General features: G+C 68.4%; 21 protein-coding genes. 10 read left to right on the forward strand and 11 right to left on the reverse strand.

Annotated features, from left to right (window positions below):
* Position 1 precedes the first annotated feature (1 nt).
* Positions 2-2,839 carry a pPIWI_RE module domain-containing protein gene (locus JOM49_RS41590; RefSeq protein WP_209670244.1) on the forward strand — a complete coding sequence of 946 codons (2,838 nt, stop codon included), beginning with the start codon at positions 2-4 and terminating at the stop codon, positions 2,837-2,839.
* A gap of 5 nt (positions 2,840-2,844) precedes the next feature.
* Here the strand turns inward: JOM49_RS41590 and JOM49_RS41595 are convergent, their stop codons facing one another.
* The gene (locus tag JOM49_RS41595; RefSeq protein WP_209670246.1) at positions 2,845-5,592 is read right to left on the reverse strand and encodes a bacterial transcriptional activator domain-containing protein; all 2,748 of its coding nucleotides are present in this window, start codon (positions 5,590-5,592) and stop codon (positions 2,845-2,847) included.
* A 130-nt stretch (positions 5,593-5,722) separates the two neighbouring features.
* On the opposite strand from JOM49_RS41595, the gene JOM49_RS41600 reads away from it, so the two are divergent.
* On the forward strand, positions 5,723-6,847 hold the full coding sequence (locus tag JOM49_RS41600; RefSeq protein ID WP_209670248.1) for a hypothetical protein: 1,125 nt from the start codon (positions 5,723-5,725) through the stop codon (positions 6,845-6,847).
* Positions 6,848-8,129: 1,282 nt separating this feature from the next.
* Here JOM49_RS41600 and JOM49_RS41605 read toward each other — a convergent pair.
* Positions 8,130-8,363, reverse strand: a complete 234-nt coding sequence (locus JOM49_RS41605) for a DUF397 domain-containing protein (protein ID WP_209670250.1) — start codon at positions 8,361-8,363, stop codon at positions 8,130-8,132.
* Positions 8,353-9,228 carry a DUF5753 domain-containing protein gene (locus tag JOM49_RS41610; RefSeq protein WP_209670252.1) on the reverse strand — a complete coding sequence of 292 codons (876 nt, stop codon included), beginning with the start codon at positions 9,226-9,228 and terminating at the stop codon, positions 8,353-8,355. The genes JOM49_RS41605 and JOM49_RS41610 overlap by 11 nt, the downstream gene beginning before the upstream one ends.
* 243 nt (positions 9,229-9,471) lie before the next feature.
* Here JOM49_RS41610 and JOM49_RS41615 point away from each other — a divergent pair, with 243 nt between their 5' ends.
* Positions 9,472-9,645 carry a hypothetical protein gene (locus JOM49_RS41615; protein WP_209670254.1) on the forward strand — a complete coding sequence of 58 codons (174 nt, stop codon included), beginning with the start codon at positions 9,472-9,474 and terminating at the stop codon, positions 9,643-9,645.
* A gap of 13 nt (positions 9,646-9,658) precedes the next feature.
* Positions 9,659-10,756 (forward strand): PqqD family peptide modification chaperone, encoded by a 1,098-nt coding sequence (locus JOM49_RS41620; RefSeq protein ID WP_209670256.1) that lies wholly within the window; start codon positions 9,659-9,661, stop codon positions 10,754-10,756.
* A gap of 4 nt (positions 10,757-10,760) precedes the next feature.
* Here JOM49_RS41620 and JOM49_RS41625 read toward each other — a convergent pair whose 3' ends face one another.
* A complete protein-coding gene (locus JOM49_RS41625) occupies positions 10,761-11,630 on the reverse strand; it encodes a helix-turn-helix domain-containing protein (protein WP_209670258.1) in 870 nt (289 codons plus the stop codon).
* Between the two features lie 793 nt (positions 11,631-12,423).
* Here JOM49_RS41625 and JOM49_RS41630 point away from each other — a divergent pair.
* From JOM49_RS41630 to JOM49_RS41645, 4 genes are all read left to right on the forward strand, one after another.
* Positions 12,424-13,155 (forward strand): NUDIX hydrolase, encoded by a 732-nt coding sequence (locus tag JOM49_RS41630; protein ID WP_209670260.1) that lies wholly within the window; start codon positions 12,424-12,426, stop codon positions 13,153-13,155.
* Positions 13,152-14,288, forward strand: coding sequence for a 5'-methylthioadenosine/S-adenosylhomocysteine nucleosidase family protein (locus tag JOM49_RS41635; protein ID WP_209670262.1), 1,137 nt, complete (start codon positions 13,152-13,154; stop codon positions 14,286-14,288). Before JOM49_RS41630 ends, JOM49_RS41635 begins: the two co-directional genes overlap by 4 nt.
* Entirely contained in the window at positions 14,285-16,312 is a 2,028-nt protein-coding gene (locus JOM49_RS41640) for a hypothetical protein (RefSeq protein WP_209670264.1), read from the forward strand. Before JOM49_RS41635 ends, JOM49_RS41640 begins: the two co-directional genes overlap by 4 nt.
* 72 nt (positions 16,313-16,384) lie before the next feature.
* Entirely contained in the window at positions 16,385-17,092 is a 708-nt protein-coding gene (locus JOM49_RS41645) for a creatininase family protein (RefSeq protein WP_209672259.1), read from the forward strand.
* On the opposite strand, the gene JOM49_RS41650 is transcribed toward JOM49_RS41645, so the two are convergent.
* From JOM49_RS41650 to JOM49_RS41680, 7 genes are all read right to left on the reverse strand, one after another.
* The gene (locus JOM49_RS41650; protein WP_209670265.1) at positions 16,988-18,055 is read right to left on the reverse strand and encodes a lysylphosphatidylglycerol synthase transmembrane domain-containing protein; all 1,068 of its coding nucleotides are present in this window, start codon (positions 18,053-18,055) and stop codon (positions 16,988-16,990) included. The genes JOM49_RS41645 and JOM49_RS41650 overlap by 105 nt on opposite strands.
* 69 nt (positions 18,056-18,124) lie before the next feature.
* On the reverse strand, positions 18,125-18,916 hold the full coding sequence (locus JOM49_RS41655; protein WP_209670267.1) for an inositol monophosphatase family protein: 792 nt from the start codon (positions 18,914-18,916) through the stop codon (positions 18,125-18,127).
* Positions 18,916-19,563 carry a GTP cyclohydrolase II gene (locus JOM49_RS41660; protein ID WP_209670268.1) on the reverse strand — a complete coding sequence of 216 codons (648 nt, stop codon included), beginning with the start codon at positions 19,561-19,563 and terminating at the stop codon, positions 18,916-18,918. Before JOM49_RS41660 ends, JOM49_RS41655 begins: the two co-directional genes overlap by 1 nt.
* Positions 19,564-19,639: 76 nt before the next feature.
* Positions 19,640-20,422 (reverse strand): class I SAM-dependent methyltransferase, encoded by a 783-nt coding sequence (locus tag JOM49_RS41665; RefSeq protein WP_209670270.1) that lies wholly within the window; start codon positions 20,420-20,422, stop codon positions 19,640-19,642.
* Positions 20,419-21,456, reverse strand: coding sequence for a glycosyltransferase family 4 protein (locus JOM49_RS41670; RefSeq protein WP_209670272.1), 1,038 nt, complete (start codon positions 21,454-21,456; stop codon positions 20,419-20,421). Before JOM49_RS41670 ends, JOM49_RS41665 begins: the two co-directional genes overlap by 4 nt.
* Positions 21,453-21,851 carry a 6-pyruvoyl trahydropterin synthase family protein gene (locus JOM49_RS41675; RefSeq protein ID WP_209670274.1) on the reverse strand — a complete coding sequence of 133 codons (399 nt, stop codon included), beginning with the start codon at positions 21,849-21,851 and terminating at the stop codon, positions 21,453-21,455. The genes JOM49_RS41670 and JOM49_RS41675 overlap by 4 nt, the downstream gene beginning before the upstream one ends.
* Before the next feature lie 3 nt (positions 21,852-21,854).
* The gene (locus JOM49_RS41680) at positions 21,855-22,826 is read right to left on the reverse strand and encodes a zinc-dependent alcohol dehydrogenase (protein ID WP_209670275.1); all 972 of its coding nucleotides are present in this window, start codon (positions 22,824-22,826) and stop codon (positions 21,855-21,857) included.
* A gap of 118 nt (positions 22,827-22,944) precedes the next feature.
* Between JOM49_RS41680 and JOM49_RS41685 the strand changes: the two genes are divergently transcribed.
* Together JOM49_RS41685 and JOM49_RS41690 are read left to right on the forward strand one after the other, a co-directional pair.
* A complete protein-coding gene (locus JOM49_RS41685; protein WP_209670277.1) occupies positions 22,945-23,736 on the forward strand; it encodes a CDP-alcohol phosphatidyltransferase family protein in 792 nt (263 codons plus the stop codon).
* Positions 23,694-24,629, forward strand: a complete 936-nt coding sequence (locus tag JOM49_RS41690; RefSeq protein ID WP_209670279.1) for a threonine ammonia-lyase — start codon at positions 23,694-23,696, stop codon at positions 24,627-24,629. The genes JOM49_RS41685 and JOM49_RS41690 overlap by 43 nt, the downstream gene beginning before the upstream one ends.
* Positions 24,630-24,649: the final 20 nt, after the last annotated feature.

Here is a 24,649-nt window from a genome sequence, read left to right on the forward strand (position 1 = left end):
CTTGGCTCCGCGCTACACCACGATCCGCCGGGCCGCCTACGAACCCGCCGCGGACGGCGACGGGCTCACAGCGGACTTCCACACGCTGGAGTTTCCCGAGCCCCTCGCCACACAAGTGCTCGATCTGGCCAACCTCGGCAGGGCGGGCAGGGCCCGATTGCCGGCACCGCCGACCCGTCGGCTGGATTCCCTGCTCCAAGCTCTGGACCTACGGCTCGGTGTGCTACCGCGTCCGGTCGCAGCGGGCGAGAGTCCCCGGACCTGGCTGTACTGCCCGGCCGACGCGGGCGAGCCGCTGCGGGTCCCGATCCTGCTCCGGCTGCTGGAATTCTGGGTCGAAGAAATCGGCGCGGACCATCCGAGGGAGGCGAGCCAGGTCTGCGAAGCGTTGCGCGCCGAGCCTCCGGTGTGGAAGAAACAGCAGATTTCGCTGACGCGGTGCGACGTCAGTAACGGCGGAACCGCGCACCCGACCGCGCTCCAGTACTTGCTCACCACGCAGCACTTCGCCCACCGGCTCCAGGCACACGAGCCGTACGACGCCGGTGGGCAGGTGCTTCACTTCCGGTCCGTCGTCCGGCAATCTCGTCAGCAGGGCGCGGAGCTGATGTCCCAACCGCTGTTCCACGACGACAAGCACGGGCGGTGGTGGTTCTCGGTCACCGTCGCCGTCACCCTCCACACGGTGCCGTTCCGCGCCCGACCGCGAGTGCACCTGCACTTCGGGGTGCGCCGGTGGGCGACGCACCCCGACCCGGAGACCGGGCTAGTGCGCCTGGGGTACCGCCGGGACAGCGCCGTCTACCTGCGTCCGGTGATGTCTTGGCTGCCCGGCGTTCCCGTCAGCGACCGCTTCAGCGTCGCGTACGTGACTCACCCCAACGAGAAGCTCGGGTGGCGGCACGGTGACCCCGTGAAGCTGATGGCGAAGCTCGCGAGCGGCCGGCGGCCGTTTCCGGATCCCGCCGGTCTTCTCGGCGAGCCCGAACGATGGTTCACCGGGGACCGTAGCGTCGACGCGCTGATTGCGTACAGCACACCGATGGGCATGCACGGCGTCGGCGCCGGCTTCATGTCTCACGAGCGCTCTCGCCTGGTCGATTGGGCCGAGCAGGCCCTCCTACCGGACCTGGCCAGGGTCCCCGATCTCACCCGGTCGAGCCTGCCCGCGAACAAGCCGGCCAATGTGCGCCGGGGCGGCTCCAGTGATCGAACAGCGGCGGCCAAGGCGGAGCTGCACCGTGCCCGGCGGATGTCGTTGGCGGCACTGTACGCGGATTGGTCCGGCACGCCAGAGTTCACGGCCCGACTGCTCTGGCGCACCGAAAGGACGCGCGACCATGCGATCACTGCGCTTGCCGGTGTGCTCGGTCTCGAAGGAGACGGCGGGGCGAGCGAGGTGAGCACCGAGGCCCACGATCGCAGCGGCCGGGGGGAGCCCGTCGTGCTGCGGTGGCAGACGCCGGAGCTGGTGGTGACGGCGAGCTGTCTTCGGCTGGACAACGGCCTGACGGACAGCCTGGGCGTTTCCCGGGAGCCGGTGCGGGACCTGGCCGACCGTGCCGCCCGGGCGCTGGCCAAGCGCCGGGCGGACATGGGCGAGTTCCTCGCCAAGAACGGTGCGGACGCCGCGGTTCCCACGGTCGCGCTGGTCGAGATCCACGGCCGCACCGTGTTCCGCGGCCGCAACGATCCCAAGTTCGCGTTGCGTCTCGGCGCGGCGGACAGCGGGGTCGTCACCCAGTTCATCACCACCCCCGGCACAAAGCGCGCGGAGAAAGCCCTCCCCGCTGCGGCCGAGTCGTCGTGGCTGGACGCGCTGCGGCAGCTGGGAGCGACGGTGGTGCCGCGCACCGATGTCCCAGCCGGTCTGCCCGACGGCATCCAGTACCTCGCCGTGTGGATGGCGACGAAGGCGCGCGGCGCGACCGATCGATCGGCCAAGGGCAAGTTCCCGGTCGCGGTGCTGGTGCGCGCCGGCGCGGGTGCGCCCGGTGAGATCCTGGCCTGGGACGCCGAAGCCCTCGAAGGCATGGGAGCGTGGATCGCCTACCCCCGCTACCTGACCCGGTTGCCCGCCCTCGCCGCGGTCTCCGAGCACGACCTGGCCGGCGTCGGCGACCACGACGAGCCGTGGTTCGACTGGTCGCGCACCCGGGACGAGCAACGGTCCGCCACCGAGGAGTTCCTGCACCGGGTGCTCGCCTCGGCCGAGGTCCGGGGTGTCCCGACGGTGCTCCTTGTCGACGCGCAGAACATCCGGAACCTCTGGACGTGGGTGCAGGACGGTGAGGTCCGGCGGGATCTCATCCGCACCGGCGTCGCGCCGGCCGGGCGGCCGAATCCGTGGCTGCGGCTGGTCCGGATCCGCACCGGGGAACGGCGAGAGACCCCGCAGTGGTGGGGCCTCGCCGCCGACGACGGAGTGAACGGCCTGCCGGCCAACCTGTGGACGAGCGCCGGCCCGGAGCACGAGAGGATCTTCTACAGCACCACGCCGAAGGCCTCCACCGCGCAAACTTCCGCCGTGGAGGCGCACAAGTTGCAGACCCGGCCGATCCGCCGGGGCGAGCGGGCCGGCGAGCCGACGATCGACGTCGACCGCCCCGCGTGGAACCCCGGCCTCGTCGAAATCGCGGTGCTCGGCTGCCATCCCGATACCGGGGACGACCCGGCTGCCCTGGCCATGGCCGTTCACCAGCTGAGGCAGGCACCCGACTACCGTGACGCGCTCAGCCGGCCGCTGCCACTGCACCTCGCACGGAAGGCGCAGGAGTACATCCTGCCGATGCGGGACGCGAACGAGGATGACGGCGAGCCCGAAGCTGCCGGGAGTTGATCTGCTCAGGCGCCCAATGCGGCCAGCCGGCGCTTCACCGCCGTGTGCAGCTGCCGGTCTTCGGGTTCCCGCTGCCGTAACCGGTCGTAGCGGGCCACGAAGTCTCGCAGCGCGCGCAGCTCGTCCTCGGATCGGCCGTCCGCCGCATACGCCCGGGCCAGCGCTGCCAGCGCGCGGACCTCGTTCGTGGGCGCCCCGGACTCGAGGTAGCACGCGCGGGCGGCCTCACCGTGGGCGATCGCCTCGGCCGAATTCCCGACCCTCAGATGACAGTCCAGCAGGACGCGGTGTAGCGCACCCCGGTTGTACGGCGTGCTCGCGCGAGTCATCACCTCGATGGCGAACGGCTCCCGCGCCAGCGCCCGCTCCGGTTCCGCCAGCTCCAGGTGGCAGTGGATCTCCGTCGGCAGCGTTGCGGCGACTCCGCGGTCATCGGCCAGGCCTTCGTAGAGACCCCCGGCCACAGTCGCGTGGTGCCGCGCTGCCGCCCACTCCTCCCGGTCTTCCAGCAAGACACCCATCTGCTGGTGCCCGTTCGCCGTTTCCAGCGGATCACCGATGTTCTCGGCCAAGGTGATCGATGTCGCGAGGTTGCGCTCCGCAGCTCCGAATTTCCGCAGCTTCCGCTGGATGTTGCCCAGAACCCGGTGGCACACGGCCTGATACCGCGTGCGGACGGGGACGTCCAACTCGTCCTTGGCTATCTCGGCGGCCGAGGCCAGCAGGAGTTCCGCAGCCGACCACGGACCGTTGCGGGTGTGGTAGCAGCACAGGGCGAGAGGCAACCGCCACCGGTACTCCGTGAAGGACCGGAAGTCCGGCGAGTCCAGCACGGCGAGCAGGGTGTCGTGCTCGGTCTCGAACCACCGCCGGCCATCATCCTCCGTTGCCGGCGCAGGCAGCGGTGCGTCATCGGCAGCCACGAGGTCGTCCGGGAGCTCCCGGCCGGATCGGAGGGCCCGATCGGACAACCGGGCGGCGGCCAGCAGCCACCCGAGCAACCGTTCCCGGACCGCGCGCACTTCTTCCGCCGACAGCTCTTCAACCGCTCGTTCCCGGGCGAAGGCTCGGACCAGGTCGTGGAGGCGGAACCGCTGGCCGGCGACCGGATCGAGCAGATTTCCTCGCAGGAGCTCGTCCACAGCGTCCGGCACCGAGGACACCGGCAGGCGCGTCAAGAACGGAATCATTTCCAGGGCGATCTCAGGTCCCGGATGGAGCGCGGCGACCTGCAGCACCCGGGCCGCTTCGGCGGACAGTGGCGCATAAGACAAGGCGAGTGAGTTGTGCAACGCTGGCTCTCCTTCGGGTTTCGCGCCCAGCACCGCGGCGGCCGTGCCCAGCCGGGACAGCAGGTCCGCGAGTTTGACCGTCGGGTTGAGCTGCGCCTGCACGGCGACCAGCCTCACCGCCAGAGGAAATCCCGCGCACGCTGCTACGAGCTTCGCCGCCGCGAACGGCTCCGCCGCGGTCCGCTCCGCACCGATGGTTTCGCGCAGGACGGCCAGGCTGGCTTCGCCGGTGATCGGCTGTAGGTTCAGCATTCGCGCACCCGCTGCGGCCGGCGTGGTTGCGGCGGCACGCGTCGTGACGACCGTGCGGCTGCGTTCTCCGGCAGCCAAGAGGTCCGCCACCTGCCGGACGTCGGGAGCGTTGTCGACGATGACCAGAACGGCGCGGGTGTTCACGGCGGTCCGATAGGCGGCCAGCCCGGCATCACCGGCCTGGTCGGGGAGCGGAATCCCCAGCTGCCTCGCGAAGTTGGTCAGGACGACTTCGGGTCGGACCGGGCCAGAAGGCGAGAAACCGCCCAAGTCGGCGAAGAGGACGCCGTCGGGAAATCGCGTCGCCATGCGATGGGCCCATTCGACGACCAGCTCGGTCTTGCCCAATCCACCAAGACCGTGGACTGTCACGACCCGCACCCCGCCACCGGGGTCGGTCAGGGTGTCGAGGAGCGTCAGCTCGGCTTCGCGACCGTGCACCGTCGACCGCACGAGCGGCAACGAGCGTGGCACCTGCTCGGGAACCGCTGCCGACACCCGCCGCGCCTTCGCTACCAGTGCTCCGGCTTCCTTGCGCAGGTGCCCCGGCGAGGGCGACCCGAGATCCGAAGGCAGCTCTTCGCGCCGGCGTAGGTCATCGGCGATCGCGCTCGCCCGGCCGCATTCGGCCCATAAGCGCCACAGCACGGCCCGGATCTCGTCGTCGTCCGGTAGCAGTTCACCGGCTCGCTGCGCGTGGCCGGCCGCGGCTTCAGGTCCTTCCTGTTCTGCGGCGAGCTTGATCAGCTCGAGGAAGGCCCGGCGTCCTTCGGCCCGCAGCTGCGCGAGCTCGTCACGGACCCAGCGCGGGTCCAACCCGGCCAGCGGCGGTCCTTGCCAACACTCCAGTGCCTCGCGCAGCAGCGGCAGCTTCCGGTCAGCAGGCAACCCGGCACAGGCGGCGAGCCAAGCGCGGAACCGCCACAGGTCGACCGAGTCCTGCGCGATCGCCAGCTGCAGAACCGTGCGCTTGTTCTTCTTGACCAGCTCGACTCCTGAGCGAGCCCGCAGCTTCGCCCCGTAGGACCGCAGCGTGGCCGGGTCCTTGACCCCGAACCGATCAGTCAGCTCGTCGAAGGCAACCTTGCCCTCCGCCACAGCAGCGATCGCCAGAACGGTGACCTGGCGAGGTTCCAGGCGTACCGCTTCGCCGTTCACCAGTAAGCGCACCGCACCGAAAACGCGCAGGTCGACGCTGGCTTCGTCCATGGTTCCCCAGTGAACCAGACCACTGCTCGCCCGCCCTCGGCTGAACGGGCCACCACGCTTTCCACCACGGTTTCCCCCACAACCGGCACGGACAGTGGCGCCGTCGGAACGACCACTCAGGGAGGAACCCATGGGATATTCAGAATCGGCGGACTTCACACCGTGGTGGACGGCCGGGTACGGCGCACGGACCTACCCGGTGCGACGCGTGATTCTGGCGGTGGTGCACAGTGTGGCGGCGGGCGAGCGTGTGAGCGCGGCGGTACAGGCGATCGAATCGGAGCCGGGTTTCCAGGTCGTCTTCACCCAGCCGCCCGGCCCCGCCGAGGACCTGGTCCGTGCTTACCTCGGTACGATCGGCGCGCTCACCACGCCGTGGGAACGCGTCATCCGTGAACGCTTCGATCTGGCCGTCACAGCCGACCCGGCCGGGGCCGCCATGCTGAATGGTCCGCTGCTGGTGCTGCCCGAGGTTTCAGCGGAGGGCGCGATCGTCGACCACAACGGCCGGTGCTGTGTCGCCGCAATCGTTCGGTTGCTCCGGCAGCGGCAAGCGCACCCCGAGCCGGTGCTCGTCGGCCTGCCTCAGCTGCGGGCGTTGGCCTGGCTTCGCGCTGAGGGTCCACAGCTGGCCCGGCACTCGGTCGTCGTCGGCGACCCCGGGTATGACGGGCTGATTCGTGCCTGTCGGCGGCAGCCTCGGAATCGCGGCGGCCGACAGCTGGGTCTTGTGCTGTCGGACCGGGGGCCAGGCTCGTTGTTCGCCCGGACCCCGGCTCTCCTCCGCTCCCTTGCCACGGCTCTGCCAGCTCGGGGGACGCGTTTGGTCTGCCGCCTTCACCCGGACGTGTGGGCGCGGCACGGCAGGCGGCAGCTGGAAGCGTGGGCTGGGGAAGTCGTGCAGGAGCGCGTGGAGTTCCTGCGGCCCGGGAATGAATGGCATGTGCTTGCCGCGCAAGCCGATTTCGTGGTGGGCGACTACGGTCACGACACGGCATGCGCCGCCGCGGCCGGAAAGCCGGTGTACCTGGCCCTTCCTAACGAGAAAACCCCCACGAACTCGCTCGCCAAGGCCATTTCCGAATACGGGAAGGTCCTGAACCCCGGCCTGCCGCTGGCCTCCCAGGTCCGCCGGACGACGCGCCCGAGCCTGCCGGTTGTGCAGCAGCTCACGTCCGGTCCAGGTCAGTCCGCCTTTCTGCTGCGCACTCAGTGCCTTCGCCTGATGCGGTTCAGCGGTCAGGCCGATCGGTAGAAAGGAGGATATTCCATGTCGATCACCCGCCGCGCGCTTCGCTCGGGAGGCGGCACCGGCGACAGAGCCGGGCTGTGCCCAATCGGCTGATCGCCGGGTTCACCGCCGGAACGGGCCTGGCACGCCTCGACGGCGTGTCCAGGCGGTTCCCGTCAACGCGGCGCGGACGCCTCGTTGAGGCTGAGCCGCTCCGTCTCGGGCGCCAGGTACTGAGAAACGCCCGCGTCCGCCACAGCTCCCCGGACGCGCCAAGGCGTTCCTTGTCTACGAGATCGTCGCGCGGTTCCGTGATGCTATGCCCACTGGCGTCACGGTGTCGCACGACCCCGGAGGGACTACGTTCGACCCTATTTAACCGAAAACGACAACGGGGCGCCGCTCCAAGCGAGCGCAGACACCTCCAACAGAGGCCGGACGACGCGACACGGTCCGGTACACGCGAGCCCGGGACGAGCCCGAGAGGTCTAAACAGTCCGGCACTAGGCGACACACGACAACACAGCGGAGGCCCCGCGCCAGACTAAAAGGTCTTGTTCGGCATCACTCGACACGGCCGGGTTCGGGCTCTTAACCAGCGGGTTCGAGCCCCTGATGGCCAACCCCAGGCTTCAGGTCAGTAAGTATGCTGACCTGCATTTTTGTGGGTTCTCTGGGGTTGTTGTCGGCTGTCCTTATGCTCGCTTCCGCGCCCGAGGCGAGCACGAGCTGTCACGTCGCCATCCGCGGGACGATCCGGCAAGGGCCTCCGCAGCCGCGTGCGCCATCTCGACACGGTGGTGCAGGTGTCCATGGTCACGATGATCGAAGAATGCCGGAGCATGCCCTGCACGATCCGTCATTCCGTGCCTGTCGCCAGAGCGAGGGTGGCGCCCGCGGCCCAAGTCATGCAGCCGGATCGGCGATAGCCCAGCTCGCTTGGCCAACTCGGCGAACCGGGCCGTCACGTCCGCCGGATGAAGCGGAGTGCCGTCGGACTCGGTGAACAGCAAGTCGCTGTCGACCCTGTGACTGCCGAGACGAGCTCCGGCCTCCAATGCGACCAGACCTTCGGACACCGTGGCCTCCAGCTTCGCCCGACCGGTCTCCCAGTCGTACTGCACGATCTGGTTCGTCTATCAACCGGGAGGAGGAGACTCAGGCGCTCCCCGTGGACGCTCGGGTCGGCCCTGTTATGCGGAAGCCGCTGGCCAAGTAGCGCATGTGCCTTCGCGCTGCGCTGCTGCGCACCCCAGCGCTGTGCCGGATCGACGAGCGCGGCCGTAGCGACAGCGCGCAGGTGGCATCAGGTGCACAGGTGGTCGAACTCGCCGGCTTTCGCGCCGAGCACGAAGGCACGGATCTCGTGGGGCTCGAAGAGCAGGACCGGGCTCTCCGTGCCGAGTTTGGAGTCTCGCACGCCGACGAATCCGGGCACCGAGTCATTGACCTCAACGCACCCGCCCGCACCGGAGCTGTAACTCGATTTCCACCACCCGGACATGCCGGTGAGGTCCGGGCGAGACGAATCAGTGCTCATCAATATCCTTAATCAAGTCATGGATGAACTGGCGCGAAACTTCGGGCCTCTCAGCCTTCATTTGCAGGCGTTCGAATGTGTTTCGAACGTCGCGCAGGTCTTCCGCATTTTCATAATAAATACCTTCACGCCGATTTTCGACGTAAACAGTTCCCGGATCACCGTCGAATTCCGTCGGATAATCCAATATAATGAAGGATCCGTCGGAAGCCCCGTGGGCACCTACGGAGAAGGGAAGTACCTGTATGTCGATCTTGGGTCGCTCTATCAGTTCGAGTAGATGTTGCAACTGGGCACGCATCACCGCAGGTCCGCCCGTCTGGCGACGAAGAACACCTTCATCCAAGATTGCCCAGATCTGCGGTGCATCCTCCACTCGATCCAAGATTTCCTGACGCGCCATTCGCAGGTCGACCATGGCGTTGAGTTCAACTTCTTTCGGATACTTCCGACCTTCTCGCATGACCGCAAGGGCGTAGTCGCGGATCTGGAACAACCCAGGCAGGACAACGAAGTCGATGCTACTTATTTTTTCCGCACCCGTCTCAAGGCCCAGATACAAGTTGAACCACTCTGGAACCGATTTGTTCTTGTTGAAACTTATCCACCAGTCCCGGCCCCGCTTGGCCCGCTTGATCAGATCAAGAAAGAACGGGATACGGTCCGGCACGCCATATAAATTGAGCAGGAGTTCCAGGTCCGCCGGCGCAGGCAGATTCCTGGACGTCTCGACATGAGCGATAACGGTCGTGGCTTTGCCGATACGGTCCGCTGCGGCGGCTCGGTCGCAGCCAGCCGCTTCTCGGAGGCGCTTCATCTCCAGCGCGATGTAACGCTTCACAGCCGTGGGGGTCAGCGTGCCCACGTGCCACCTCCTCGGACACCTGTCACGGACCGCGACCACCCAAATCACCCGCATGGTGCACGAACGGCCCCTGGACATACTACAATGTAGAGCTCTACGTTGAAGACGTCTACTAAAACTCTAGTCTACATCGTAGATCGATTGATCAAACCAGCGGGTCCCCCCGCGCAGCTGACCAACACGCACACCGGCGAAAAGGCTCCAACGCAGGGGCGAGCCAGGGGCACGAGCAGGGAGGCCGGCATGGACACGCAGGGGTTCCACGAGTCAAGTCACTCAGGCGGAGGCATTCGACAGGGCTGCATGGTGCTTTCCGGTCTGGTCCCCGGTCGAAGGAGGTGGATGGCGATGATCGAAATCGTGCTGGTGAAGCGCACCGATGCGACACACCACGTCTACTGCGCCGACAACAGCTGACCGAGGAGGAGTCATGCGCCCACGAATACGGGATGCCCATCGTCCGGTCCGTTTCGGTGATGGTTGGAACCGGATCGGCGGGAAGGTGTTCGGCATCGCTGCCGAGCTGAGGGATCCGGACGGTGTGTTGTGGGCGTTGCTCGAGCTCCTCGACGGGACGAGAACGGTGGGCCAGATCGTCGCCGAACTGGCCCACCATTTTCCGGCATACCCCGCCGGGGAAGCCGAAGCGGACATCGAAGAGCTGGTCAGGCTCGGGTATGTCGAGGATGCCGACGAGCCGCCTTGTCCCGCTTTGAGTGCCCGCCAGCGCGAGCGTCACAGCCGGGGCAGGCTGCTCAACCGCTGGATCGATCTGGCACGCAGGGGTTCCAGCTGGGATTTCCTGGTCCGTTTGGCCGGAGCTCGTGTGGTGGTGATCGGCGTGGGCGGCGGAGGGTGCACCGCCGCATTGAACCTCGGCATGTCCGGCGTTGGACACCTGCACTGCGTCGACCCGGATGTGGTCGAGCTGTCCAACCTCAATCGGCAGATTCTCTACACCGAACCGGATCAGGGTCGGCTGAAGGTGGATGTGGCGGTTGAGAGGTTACGAGCGGCCAACTCCGACATCGAGGTCACCGGAGAGGCGAAACGTATCGACGGGGTGCCTCCGCTGCAGCGGCTGGCAGCGGACTGCGACGTGCTGGTCATGGTCGCCGATCAGCCCGCGGAAATCCGGACTTGGGCGAACCAGGCATGCGCACGGACCGGCACCCCCTGGGTTTATGGGGGATATCACGGCCCGCAGATCAACGTGGGCGTGTACCGACCAGGAACGGGGCCCTGTTACGAGTGCGCCCGCCTGACGGAAAGGGACCGCGAGGCCCAACGGCCGATGGTGGCGACATGGAGATCGGCAACGGCCCTCCCAGCGCACGCCGCCAACGCGGTGACAGCCGGAGTCGTCGGCAACCTGGTCGCACACGCGGTGCTGAGCTTGCTGACGGGCGCACCACAGCTTCCGTTGAACTGCCAGTACGGCTTCAGCCTCGCCACCATGGACCACAGCTTCATCACCAGGCTGGACCGGCCACACCCGGACTGCCCGACCTGCGCCATGGCAGCTTGAACTTTCAGGATTCGGCGATCAACTGCCGCGATACGCGCTGGATCAGACCGGCCGCTTCGTCACCGGCCACCGCCGCGGCTTGAAGGTGGCGGAACAGCACTTCGTACAGTTCGATCTCGTCTGGATCCATGAACAGGTTGTCGCGAATGAAGGTCTCCACCACGACGAGGTCGGTATCGAAGATCCGGAATCCGTGCAGCGGCGCGACCGGCATGACGGCGCTCAACGGCAAGATGCGCAAGTCCACCGTGCGCAGGCCGACGAGTGCCTGCAGTCGATCCAGTTGGCCGAGTTGCGTCTCCGTGCTCCCGATCCGACTCCAAAGGGCCGCTTCCCCGACCACCATCGGCAGGACTTTGCCGGGATCGTGCAACAGGCTTTGCCTGTCGATCCTCACGGCCACCAACTGCTCTACATCCGCGGCGGAGGCACCACCCATCTGCACGGGGCCGGACGGGAGAGCGAGCAGTTCGCGCATGTAGCGGGGTGTCTGGACGAGCCCGGGCAGCACTGCGGGTTGAAAGGTCGCGACCCTGCTCGCTCGCTGTTCCATCTCGCGGACCGACCGTTGCTTGGCGCCGGCCCCACCGGGCTTCGGGAATTCGTGGCGGAACGATACGGATTCCACCCGAGCATGCCTGAGCAGGTCGCTGACCACGTCCTCCTCGCCTTGAGCGCCCGCACCCTCGAGCCACATGGTGACGTCGTCCCCGGTCGGAAATTGCGCACCGGTCTCGATCTTGGACAGCCGTGACTGCGGCCAGCCCAGGCGCTTGGCGAACTGATTGCCCGACATCCCAGTGGCAGCACGAATTTCACGCAGTTTCGCGGCGAGCCGGGCCCGATCGGAGCCGGGTGGCGGTGACGTGGGCATGACCTTCTTTCACTGCACTGGGTCAGCCGAGCTGCGGCTCAGCGAATGATCATGCTACGCCGATCTGGCCGGTTAGAATAGTACACGAATAGCCGCTTCGCGCGCGAATAGATCGAGAATAAGATGGGACCTCGCCGGCACCCGCGGCTCTATCCCCCAGGGGGACACCGTCAGGGTCGTGCCTGCACCGAGCCGAGGGGAGCCCGATGTTCGCCCACTGGATCCAGATCGCCGAACTCTTCCTACTGCCACTGGGCCTATGGCTCGGCTATAGCGCCGGCCGCATCTGCCGCCGGGATGAACGCGCGTCCTTTCACAGCGATACCCCAGTCACCCACCCTGACCTGAGTCCGGAGCGCCCGGCACACGCCCCGTTCCTGGAGCAATCGTCACGCGGGAACAGCACTCGAACCCAACGTCGCCTCCTTCTGCACTAGGTCCATTTCAGACCAGCGGGAAGTCCATCGCGGCAAGGTTGTCAGGTCAGGCCGGGCTTCACCCCGACCACTCCTGACGAGAGAGGGGCTTGTCGCACGGGGCGCCCGCGTCCCGCCCCGGTTGTCCATGACCCTGTGGGCAACCGGGGCACCCAGGACCGGACACAGCGACGGTCCGGTTCCACGCGACGATTCGGCAGTGTCGCCCCCTCGGCATCGCCCTCCTTCGGGCTGATTCTCCGGCCACGGGCTCCTCAAGTCACCCGAATGCACCCAGATGCACACACTCTCCGTCACCCAGAGACACGGCAGATTCACCTTTACTGTCTATCTGACAGTAAAGTATGGTTGCGGCCATGCCCGAAGAAGACTGGACGCCCCCACCTGTACTTTTAGCCGTCGACCTGGTGATCTTTACCCTGCGCGAGTCGGTGCTTCACGCCCTGCTCGTCGAGCGAGGCGTGGATCCGTTCTGCGGCGCGCTGGCACTTCCGGGTGGGTTCTTGGACAACGACCGGGAGGACGTGGTCGCGGCCGCTCACCGAGAGTTACAAGAAGAGGCCAATCTCGACGCTGCACAACTGCATCTCGAACAATTGGGCGCTTATGGCGCACCCGACCGCGACCCCAGAGGCCGGGTCGTTTCCGTGGCCTATCTGGCCATCGCACCCGGTCTTCCGGTCCCAATCGCCGGCACCGATGCAGCACGGGCGACGTGGACACCGGTCTCAGACATCCTCGGCGGACATGTCCGGCTCGCGTTCGACCATGAGCAGATCCTCATCGATGGCCTGGAGCGGGCCCGGTCCAAGCTAGAGCATTCAGCGCTCGCTACTACTTTCTGCGGGAAGACCTTCACCATCAACGAACTGCAGCAGGTCTACGAAGCAGTGTGGGGAATCGAGCTCGACCTGCGGAACTTCTACCGGAAGGTGCAAGCGGTGAGCGACTTCATCGTGCCCATCGGCGCCGAACGCCGCGCCGGCAAAGGCCGTCCGGCTCGACTCTTCAAGGCCGGGCCCCGGACCACGCTCCACCCACCACTGACGCGCCCCACCGGGGCGACTACGGCAGAGGGAAAGCAATGACCGACGACCTGGTGGTGATGCTGACCGCATTCAACGAGGAGTACAAGGCGGTTCGGCAGAGACTCGGCAAGACCACGGTGCACCGGCACGGTCGGGGAACTCGGTTTGAGATCGGCGCCGTCCGCGGTACCTCCTGCCGAGTCGCCCTCAGCCTGACGGGCAAAGGAACGCACCCGGCCGCCGTCCTGGCTGAACGAGCCATACAGCAATTTTCCCCGGTCGCGCTCATATTCGTCGGCGTAGCAGGTGCCCTTTGGGACACCCCGCTCGGCGATGTCGTCGTCGCCACACACGTCTGCGCCTACCACGGCGGCACCAGCGAGGACGATGGCCTCAAGGCGCGCCCCAGGGTCTGGGAGATCGCACACCACGTGAGCCAGACCGCCCAGCACGTCGCACGGGCAGGGGACTGGGCACGGGACGTCCCGCCAGGCACGAGGGCTCACTTCGGCGTCATCGCCGCCGGCGAAATCGTCCAAAACTCACGTCTGTCCGCTGAAGCGCGCTGGATCCGCGAGCACTACAACGACGCGCTGGCAATCGAGATGGAAGCAGCCGGCGTGGCACAAGCCGGGCACCTGAACGGTTCGCCCGTCGCGGTCGTACGCGGTATCAGCGACCGGGCCGACGGAACCAAGACCAGCGAGGGCGACCGAAACTGGCAGCCTCTGGCCGTGGCGAACGCTGCCGCATTCGCCGTCCACCTAGCCAGTGAACTGATCGACGAACGGGAGCACAAAGCAATGAAGGACGACGTCGCTTCAAACGGCCACGGCACCGTCTACAACTACGCGACCGGCCCCGTCGGCATCCAGGCTGCGAATGTTTCGGGCAGTAGCGTCACTCAGTACGCGTCCCCGCGTCCTCATAGTGCGATGGACTTCGTTGCCGAGCTGTCTGCGCTGCGGGCCGTGCTCGCCCGGGAACGGTCCTCCGGGAAGCTCGACGACGCCACCTACGAGGCTGCGCGCGGCGAGCTCGACATCGCGGGCAAAGCCATCGCCTCCGACACGCCTGACGGAAAGAAAACCTTTGTCCTGGCACTCAAGCGGCTCGGTGGTCTGATCGCCGAGTTCGCCGAACTCGCCACAAAGATCGCAGCCCTGATCGCCGCGGCGAAGGGAATGCCATGACCACGCCTGGCCAGGCGACCGGAAACACTGCTACGGACGGCGCCACCGTCGGCATTCAGGCCAACGAAGTCCACAGTTCGACCGTCTACCAGATTCTTCCGGACGCCTCACCCGAAGAAAAGTACAAGGTCGGCATCGCCTATCTTCGAGACGGTGTCCCCTCCCGCGCTCGTGAGCTCATAGAAGAAGCAAGAGCCCTCGGCCACGACGGCGCCGAGGTCCGATTCCATTGGGTGCTCGCCTTGCTCAGCAAACGTTCGTACCGCGACCTCACCACCGAGGAGCGAGAGCAACTGGCGAACATACCTCGGACCTACGAGGAACTACCCGTTAATGAATGGACACCATCATTGAAGGCAGTGTGCGCCCTGCTCGTCTGTCTCAGCGACACCGCCAGCGATCCCGGTCCGGCTCTCAGAGATCTGACAGGGTTGCCCGCGCCGCAACGTGAAATGATCGTACGACATCTCGACCTGGTGCTCACTGGCAGCCTGAGGGACAGCTTCTGGGCGGAGATCAGGCAAAATGCCGAGGAGGCCCAATTCGATCTCGATCGGGGAAACCGCGTTTGGGCGTACTTTCAGCCCAAGCCGATCAGACCCCGGGCTCGCCCACCGGCGCCCACCACGACCACGGCGGGCGACCACATCCGGGCCACAATCAACACCCTGGCCGGCGGCCTGGCCGTCGGCTACCTCGGCAAGACGGTCATCCTGGCCGCCCGCCCCTTGCCGATACTCGCCTACTTCCTCGCCCTCGCCGCAGCCTGCGTCGCCGCCAGGAATGGACTCCGGTGGCACTACCGCAGCGAACGCCTCACCGCGAAAGAGCGTCAGTTCCGCGGCAGGGAATATGGACCCCCCACCCTCGAGGCGGGGTTCGCCCGCAGCGTAGATCGCGCCTTCCAGCACTACTTCCACAAGTACGCCCCCAAAGAAGCTGAGCGGAAGTCTTGGGTCACCGAAATCGCCGGGTTCCAAAGATCGCTTCGCAACGAGATCGTCGACCTGTACCGAGAAAGTCGAATACCTGTCGGGCGCGTCCATTGGCTCATTCGCTTCACCACCAGGGAAGTGCGGAGCAAGTGGCAGAAGGGCACATTGTTCGAGTACCGCGAACAGTACCGGGTCTCCACCGCGACCAAAGTCAGCTGCTCGTTGTCCAACATCTTGCTTGTCGCCTGTACCGCCTACGTGTTCTCCGCAGCGATCGAGGTCGATCTCTTGCCGAACGCAGCAGCCGGGCTGGTCGCAGTGGCAGGGGCACTGGGCGCCGTCCCGAAATGGTCACGCGTCTTCAGCGAGCGCCAACGGATCAAGGAGGAGTGGCTCGAGCATGACGAGGTATTGAGCGCCCGGGAAGCCGAATACGACCGCTGGGTGGACAAGCTGGACTCGACAAGGCCGTCCGAGACCGAAATGGAGGATTGGCTCACCGCCGACAAGACCATGGTGCTCGACAGCGCCTTGAAGCACTACCGGCTGGCTTGGCGTGATGTGCTCACCCACGCGTTCCTGCAGACACCCGGAAACAACTGCAAGCGGGCGCGCGTGCCCGACGGTCCCCTGCGTTACTCGAAGTACGATATCCGACTCTTCCTGATCACCCAGGACGGCGTGCGCGAAATAAGCACCGAAATGGACTTCGAGCACGCGAGGCGAAATGGCCAAGAGCGCAACAATTTCCGCTTCGACGCGGTCTCATCGGTTCACGTCGCCAGCACGACCGAGCTCAGCTACACCCTCGAGCTCACGCTCATGAACGGCGACCCGCGAAACATCCGCGTCACCGACCCCAACAGGGATCGAGCCGCGCCCGGTGAAAGTCCCCGCTCGCTGGCACGGATGAGTCTCGACGCCGCCGGGTTCGCGCACACCTTGCACATCCTCGAAGGCATCGCCGCGGAGGGGAAGCGTTGGATCGAACGCGATCCGTACGTCAACGATCACGCGGTGGCCGGTCTCGCAAGTGGTGCCGCACACCCTGAAACGGGTCGGTCTTGGTCAACGCCGACGGCTCCCTGAGCCGGCCGAGTCGCCCGACGGTTCAGGTTCGTGCTCTCCTAGGGGCTGCCACGACCCTGATCCACAGTGGAGGTGCTGGTGATCCCGACGCACACCGCGGCCGAGGCGGCTGGGGCGGAGGTGGCGGTGCTTCCGATCGGCAGCCACGAACAGCACGGGGAACACCTGCCGCTGGCCACGGACACGGTGATCGCCTGCACCATCGCGGAGGCGGTGGGGGCCGCGCACCCGGTGCTCCGGTTACCGCCGGTCACCATTTCCTGTTCCCACGAGCACGCCGCCTGGCCCGGCACGGTCAGCATTTCGGCGACCACGCTGTTCCACATCGTCGACGACGTGGCGGCGTCGCTGCGGGCGAGCGGCATCGAGAAACTGGTGCTGGTCAACGGGCACGGCGGCAACTACGTGCTGAGCAACATCGTGCAGCAGTCGACGGGGCTGGCGTTGTTCCCCAGCGGGGAGTGCTGGGACGACGTACGCGCCGCGGCCGGGTTGGAAACCAGTGCCTACAGCGACATGCACGCAGGTGAGCTGGAGACCTCGATCCTGCTGCACGCCCACCCGGACCTGGTCCGCCCCGGCTACGAGACCGCCGACGAACTCGCCGAGGACCGGCGCGACCTGCTCACCCTGGGCCTCTCCGCGTACACCGAGAGCGGGGTGGTCGGCAGGCCGTCACTGGCGACCGCCGCTAAGGGCCGGGACGTGCTCGACCGGCTCGTCGAAGCGTTCGGGGACTGCCTCGACGCGCTGGAGCGAAGCCGGATCCGCAGCCGCTGATCGGCGCGAGCCGAACGCGAGCACCCCGGCGCCGGGCAGGCTGGCCACCGCGCTCAGCAGGCCGTACACCACCGCCACGGTCAGACCCTGCGCCGCGCCCAGACCGGCCACGCCGAAGGTCAGTGCGGTGACGCCTTCGCGCGGGCCCCAGCCGCCGACGTTGACCGGCAGGCCCATCGCCAGCAGCGCCAGCAGGAAGATCGGCAGCAGCTGGGTGATCGGGGCGTCGGTGCCCGCCACGCGCGCGGCCACCAGGAACAACGTCAGGTGCCCTGCCAGCGCGGCCGCGGAGAAGCCCAGCACCCCCGGCCAGGTCCGACGGGACAGCAAGCCGGTGCGCAGGTCGGCGACGGTGGCGGCGGTGCCGCGGCGCCACTTCGACCCGCTGTCCGCCCAACGCCGGGCCACCACCGGCGCGACGGCGAGCAGGCACAGGACCACCGGCACCAGCGCGATCCCGATCATGGTGATGACTTCGCGCGCCTGCGTGGGGACCAGCGTCGGCTGCGCGGTCAGGACGGCGACTCCAGCAGCGATGAGCACCACCTGGCCGCCGGTGCGTTCGAGCACCACGGCCCGCACCCCGCGACCGACGTCACCTTCGTCCTTGCCGTGCCGGACAGCCCGGTGCACGTCGCCGAGCACTCCCCCGGGCAGCACCACGTTGAGGAACAACGCGCGGTAGTACGACGCGACCGCGGCACCCAGCGGCAGGCGCAGGCCGAGGCTACGGGCGATCAGCACCCAGCGGGCGGCGCTGAACACCGTGGTCAGCAGGCCGATCACCAAGGCGGCGGCCACCGCGGGCACGGTCACCGCACGCAGCCCGTCCAGCAGGGCGCCGGTGCCGAGCTGCCAGCACAGGAATCCGAGGAGTGCGGCTCCCGCGAGCAGGCGGGCCCACGTCCAGAGCACGCGCTTGCCCGCCTCGGGCGACGCGGGTGTGTGCGCTGCGGCGGTCATCGTCCACCCTCCTCCCGCCGCGGCGGTGCACCCCGGCACCCAGCACCACGGGAGGTGCCGTCGGACGGTTCAATCGCGTTCGGCCTGTCGCAGCAGTTCGAGGAGCTCGGCGTGCAGCGCGGGCCCCACCGCGATCGTCGCAGCCGAGTCGACGGTGTGCTCGCTGCCGTCGCCGTCGAGCACCAGCCCACCGGCTTCCCGCACGAGCAGCACACCGGCGGCGGTGTCCCACGGCAGGTTCGACAGGATCACCGTGCCCGCCAGTTTGCCGTGCGCGACCCAGGCCAGGTCGATCGCCGCGCTGCCGAGCATGCGGATCCGGTGCGCCCGCGCGCCGAGCCGGGCCAGCAGGCCCAGCCGCACGCGGTTCTTCTCCTCCGCGCCCTCGCCCACCGCGAAGTCGCCGACCGAGAGCACCGCGTCGGACATCCGGTCCACGTCGGCGATCCGGATCGGCTGGTCGCCGGCGAACGCGCCACCGCCTTCGACCGCGGTGTAGCGGGTGCCGAGGAACGGCAGGTCGATCGCCGCCAGCACCCCGCGCCGACCGTCCACCAGGCCGAGCGCGACCCCGCACAGCGGGATGCCGTGCGCCAGGTTCGAGGTGCCGTCCACCGGGTCCAGCACCCACCACCGGCCGCCGGGTCCGCTGTGGCCGTGTTCTTCGCCCAGGAAGCCGATTTCCGGGGTCTCGGCGGCCAGGAACTCGCGGACCGCGTCCTCCACCGCGAGGTCGACGTCGGTGACCAGGTCGCGATCGCCCTTGAGCGTCACGGTGTCCGGAATGCGGGAACCGATGATCCGCGCGGCCCGGTCGAGGGCTTCGGCCGCCACCGGTTCCAGGTGTGCCAGCTCACCCATCAGCTGCTGGCCCGGCCGGCGAGGCCGTTCACCACGGAATCGAGGTGCGGCAGATCGTGGCCGAGCCGATCCCGTTTCGCGGTGAGATAACGGATATTGTGATCGGTGGCCTGGATCAGCAATGGTACGCGGGCGGAAACTCCGATTCCGGACGATTCCAGTGCCTCGATCTTGTCGGAGTTGTTCGACAACAGCTCGACCGTGCGCACGCCGAGGTATTTGAGCACGCGCGCGGCGGGGCCGAAATCGCGGGCGTCCACCGGGAGGCCGAGCGAGGTGGCCGAGTCCACGGTGTCCAGCCCCTGTTCGTCCTGCAGCACGTGCGTGCGCACCTTGGCCACCAGCCCGATCCCCCGGCCCTCGTGTCCACGCAGGTAGACCAGCACACCGCGGCCGCGCTGCACGATCATGTCCAGTGCCGCGCCGAGCTGGTCACCGCATTCGCAGCGCTTCGCCGAGAAAATGTCACCGGTGACGCATTCGGAATGGACGCGGACGAGGACGTCCTCTTGCTGCCACAGCTCACCGAGCACCAGTGCCAGGTGTTCGTTGCCCGAATCGCGGAATGCGACCGTGCGGAATTTGCCCCGGCTGGTCATGAGATCGGCTTCGGCGATGTCCTCGAACTCGATGGCATGATCGCGCATCAACAACAACTCCTCATCATCGCTCCAGCCCCGGCTACACGCTAACCAAGATCGGGGATGGCGTCCACGTGTTCGATCAGTTGAGCGGCAGTACCAGTAGGTCTTGGTGGCGCACGGCGACGCACAGTTCACCGGCCGCGCACGAAGCCAGCCGCTCGCGCAGGTAGCGCTCGGCCGCGGGGGCGAGCGCGGGTTCCTGTTCGACGGCCGCGCCCACCCAGCCGGTGAGCCACTCGGCCGCCAGCGCAACCTCCGCCGCTCCCAGCCGCCAGTCGCTCGCGGCGAGCCGGACGGTGGCGCCGTGCCTGCCGAACGCTTCCGCGGCGACCGCCACGCTGTCCGGCCCGAGCAGTTGCCTGCCCTGTTCGACCCGCCGCTGGTGGGCGTTGAAAGCGGCGGTCAGATCGGCGTCCAGGGGATCGGCCGGCGTCAGTTCGACCTCGCCGACCACGGAGAGCGTCAGCAGTGCGGGCACGCCCGCGCAGGCCGTGGCCAGCGCGGCGACCTCGTCGGCGGTCAGCAGGTCGAGCAGCGCGGACGTGGTGACCAGCGAGGTCCCGGCGAAATCGGCCGCGCTGAGGTTCGTCACGTCACCGCGTGCCGTGCTCACCGTGACGCCTTCCGGCAGGCGACCGGCGGCTTCGGCCAGCAGCGCGGGGTCGCGGTCGTGCAGGGTCCAGTGCTGCGGTCCCGGCAGCTTCCCGGCCAGCCACCTGGCCATCGATCCGGTGCCGCAGCCCAGGTCGCGGATGTGCAGTGGCGCGGTCAGGCGCTCGAGCAGCGGTTCCAGCAATTCTTCCGCGCGGGCGGCGGCGTCGGCCGGTTCCCGCAGGTCCAGCCATTCCGACGAGAAACTCATGCGTGCTCCAGGAGGTGGGCGAGCTTCCTCGCGGTGTGATCCCAGCCGGCGAGCGTGGCGCGGCGGGCGTAGGCCGACTCGCGCAGCCGCTCGCGCAACGGGCCGTCGGTGAGCCACGAACGCAACGCCTTCGCCAGTTCTCCCGGTTCGGGTGGCACGAGCAAGCCGGGCACGCTCCCGTCCGACGCGGTGCCGAGCGTGTCCGGGATGGCCTCGACGTCGGTCGCGAGCACGGGGATGCCGCGGGCGAGCGCTTCGGTGATGACCATGCCGAAGGTCTCCGCGCGGGAGGTGAGCACGATCAGGTCCGCCTGCTCGAACTCGGCGGCCAGTTCCGCCCCGGATCGCGGTCCGGACAGGGTGATCCGCTCATCGAGACCGCGTTCGGTGATCAGTTCCGCCACCTCGGCGGCATAGGCGGAGTCGCGCGAGGTCGTGCCGACGCACCGGCAGTGCCAGTCGAGGTCGGCGACCTCCGCGAGCGCCCGCACCAGCAGGTCCTGGCCCTTGCGGGGGGTCACCGCGGCCGGGCAGAGCAACTGCCGCACGCCGTCGGAGCCGGAGGCGATCGGCGCGAGGTCCGTGCCCGGCGGCACGGCGCTGACGTGCGTGAGGCCGTGGTGGTCGGCCAGCTGCCGCGCGGCCCAGTCGCTGGTCGCGACGACCGCGGTCACCGCGTGCAGGGTGGCGCGTTCGAGGCGGTCCAGTGCGGGGTGCTCCACCATCAAGGGCAGGTGCATCAACACGATCAGCCGCAGCCGGCCGGCGTGTGGGGTGATGATCTCCGGCACGCCACACGCGACGAGCCCGTCGAGCAACACCAGCGAGCCCGCAGGCAAGCCGGTGAGCAGGCTCGCGAGGCGGTCGCACGCCTCGTCGTCCGGCTCGGGCCAGCTGCCGTCGAGCGCCGATTCGCGCACCTGCCAGCCCAGCTCACGCAGGCCGTCGCAGACCCGGCGGTCGTAGTTGTTGCCGCCGCTGGGCACGCGCGGGTCGTCGACGTCGCCGGGCAGGACGACGTGGACCGTGCTCACAGCGAGCGCTCGTAACTCGCCCACGCCACATGGGATTCGTGCAGGGTCACGGTGATCCCGGCCAGTCCGCGCGCCCCTTCGCCGAGCGCGCCCGCGTGCACCTTGTCCGCCAGGCGGTCGGCGATCACCTTCGCCAGGAACTCGGTGGAGGTGTTGATCCCGGCGAACTCCGGCACCTCGTCGAGGTTGCGGTAGTTCAGCTCGCCGAGCACGGCAGCCAGTTCCTCGGTGGCCAGGCCGATGTCCACGACGATGTTGTCCGCGTCCAGTTCGGCCCGCCGGAAGGTCGCGTCCACCACGAAGGTCGCGCCGTGCAGCTGCTGCGCCGGGCCGAACACCTCACCGCGGAAGCTGTGGGCGACCATGATGTGGCCGCGGACGTTCACACTGAACAAGGCTCACCCTCCTGGGTAGACGATGCGGTGGCACAACGCCGGCAGGTCGCCGGCGGCCAGCCGGGGCAGCACCTCTGGCAGCTCGCCGAAGGGGCTTTCCCCGGTGATCAGGGCGTCGAACCGGGCGTCGGCGAGGAGGTCCAGCGCCAGCGCCATGCGGTCCGCGTAGGAGTTGCGGGTGCGCCGGGCCGGGGACACCACACCGACCTGGCTGCCGCGGATGGTCAGCCGCCGCGAGTGGAAGAACTCCCCCAGCGGCAGGGAAACCCGGTTCTCGCCGTACCAGCTCAGCTCGACGACCACGCCGTCGGTGGTGAGCAGTTCCAGCGACCGCGCCAGCCCGCGTTCGGTGGTGCTGGCGTGGATCACGAGGTCGTTGTCCCCGGCGGCTTCCTCCGGCGTGGCGAAGTCGACGCCCAGCGCCTCGGCCACGCTCGCGCGGGCCGGGTCGGCGTCGACGAGCTGCACCCGCGCACCGGGGAACCCGGCCAGGATCGCGGCCACCGAGCAGCCGACCATGCCGCCGCCGACCACCGCGATGCGGTCGCCGACCTGCGGCCCGGCGTCCCAGACCGCGTTGACCGCGGTCTCCACCGTGCCGGCCAGGATCGCGCGCCCCGGCGGGACGGTGTCCGGCACCGGGGTCACCGCGGTCGCCGGGACCACGTAGGCGGTCTGGTGCGGGTAGAGGCAGAAGACGGTCCGGCCACGCAGGTGCGCCGGGCCCGCTTCGACCACGCCGACGTTGAGGTAGCCGTACTTCACCGGCGCGGGGAAGTCGCCGTCCTGGAAGGGTGCCCGCATCACCTGGTGCTGGCTTTCGGGCACCTGACCGCGGAAGACGAGGGTCTCGGTACCGCGGCTGACCCCGGAGAAGAGGGTGCGGACCAGCACCTCGTCCTCGCCGGGTGGCGGCACGCCGACCGGCCGGAGTTCGGCCTCGCCCGGGGCGCGGAGCCAGAAGGCGCGGTGCATGGTCCTCCTCGGTTCGAAGATCGCCTCGCCAGGATAGGCCGCGAACGGCGGGTCCGGCCCGGCTTGAACCGTTCGCCCCCGTGGTACGTGGACTGGGTGACGGGTTGAGGGAGGACCGATGCACACGACTGCGTTCCCACTGGGCCGCGAGGCGACCGGCTGGCTGCTCGGACAACTGGTGGTGCTCACCACACTCGGCGTCCACGTGGGCGCCGGGCCGGTGGCCTGGCTGGCCGCGGCCGCGTACACCGCTGCCCTGTGGGGTGCGCTGACGACGGCGTTCGGCTCGCCGTGGGAGCTCGGACCGGCGAACCGGGTCACCGTCGGGCGGGCGGCGCTCGTCGGCGGTGTGGTGCTGCTCGTGGCCGAGGCCGTGGTCACCGGGTCGACCGCGCACACCGCGTTGCTGGTGGTCCTCGCTTCGGTCGCGCTCGCGCTGGACGCGGTGGACGGGCAGGTGGCGCGGCGCACCGGCAGCGAGTCGGCGCTCGGCGCCCGGTTCGACATGGAGGTCGACGCCTTCCTGATCCTGGTGCTCAGCGTGGCGGCGGCCGTGGTGACCGGGCCGTGGGTGCTGGTCATCGGCGCGATGCGGTACCTGTTCGTCGCGGCTTCGTGGTTCGCGTCGTGGTTGCGGGCGGAGCTGCCACCGGACCTGTGGCGCAAGGCGGTGTGCGCGGTCCAGGGCGTCGTGCTGGTCGTGGTGACCGCGCGGGTGCTGCCGGACCTGCTTTCCGCGGTCGTCGCCGCCGTGGCGCTCGCCGCGCTGCTGTGGTCGTTCGGCCGTGACACCGGCCGGTTGTGGCAGGGACGCGCGGCCGTCGCCGGCGCGCGGCACGGTCGGGAATTTCCGCCTAACCTTTGGACATGGGGACCCGCCGAGTGCGCACACCGGATCGCGAGGACCTGAACCGCGCCTGGCGTACCATCTCCGCCCGGCTCGCCCCGACCCCGCTGGTCGCGGGCGACGACGGGATCTCGCTGAAACTCGAATCCCTGCAACCGACCGGCGCGTTCAAGGTCCGCGGTGCGCTCAACGCGTTGACCGCGCTGCCCGAGCACGTGGTGCCGGTGACCGCGTCCGCGGGCAGCCACGGCCTCGGGGTCGCCTACGCGGCCAAGCTGCTCGGCCGCCACGCCACCGTGGTGGTCCCCGGCAATGCCTCACCGGCCAAGGTCGCCGCGCTCCGCGGGTTCGACGTCGAATTGGTCGAAGTGGGCACTTCCTACGACGACGCCGAACGGCACGCACTGGAACTGGCCGCGAATGGCGCGCATTTCCTTTCGCCGTACAACGACCCGGACGTGATCGCGGGTCAGGGCACGATCGGCGGCGAACTCGGCGAGCAGGTTTCCGGCCCGATGACCGTGGTGTGCCCGATCGGTGGTGGCGGCCTGGTGTCCGGGCTGGGTTTGTGGGCGTCCACGCGCGAGGACGTCCGGATCATCGGGGTCGAGGCCGAGCGGTCGACCGCGGTGTCGGCGAGCGTTCGCGCGGGCCGGGTGGTCGAGGTCCCGATCGGTGAGACCATCGCCGACGGCATCGCGGGCGGGATCGAACCCGGCTCGGTCACCGTCGGCCTGGTCGCCGCGCACGTGCACGAACTGGTCACCGTCACCGAGGCGGAAATCCGCGCGGGCATGCGTTACCTGCTCGCCGGGCGCGGCGTGGCCGCCGAGGGCGCCGGAGCCACGGCGGTCGCCGCTTTGCTTGCGGGCAAAGCGAAAGCGCGCGGCACGACGGTCGCGCTGGTCACCGGGCGCAACATCACCCTGCCCGCGCTCACCGCCGCCGTGCACTAATACGCAGGAAAGCTTGGGCC

Origin of the sequence: Amycolatopsis magusensis, assembly GCF_017875555.1 — a bacterium.
Lineage (GTDB): Bacteria > Actinomycetota > Actinomycetes > Mycobacteriales > Pseudonocardiaceae > Amycolatopsis > Amycolatopsis magusensis.